A 323-nucleotide genomic window follows, 5' to 3' on the forward strand; every position below is an offset into this window, starting at 1 on the left:
CAGGACGGGTTGGACATCGTTCCTCGGTGACCAGGTGACCGTCCCCCGCTCGGGATCCGGTTCTCGGGCCGGTGCGGGATCGGGTGGGCGGTGGAACGCCGTTCCCGGCCGGGCCGCTGCTGCCGGGCCGGGGCCGCGTTCCCACGCCGCTCCGCTTCCGGCCACCGCGTCACCGGCCACCGTGTCACCGGCCACCGCATCCACGGCATTTCCGGCGGCAGCGGAGGGGCCAACGGCATCGGCGGCATCGGGATCGTCCGTGTCCGGGGTGCTCTTGGGGTGGAGGCGGATGAGGTCGCGGGCGTGTTGGGCGGGGATGGTTC

Annotated in this window: 1 protein-coding gene; it reads left to right on the forward strand. The window is 74.0% G+C overall.

Annotation, left to right across the window (positions count from 1 at the left end; genetic code table 11):
* Positions 1-90: 90 nt before the first annotated feature.
* On the forward strand, positions 91-323 hold a 233-nt coding region (locus ACHAAJ_RS15610; protein ID WP_435729161.1), incomplete at its 3' end, for a hypothetical protein.

This window comes from Arthrobacter arnarulunnguaqae (genome assembly GCF_051262515.1).
Taxonomy (GTDB): domain Bacteria; phylum Actinomycetota; class Actinomycetes; order Actinomycetales; family Micrococcaceae; genus Arthrobacter_N.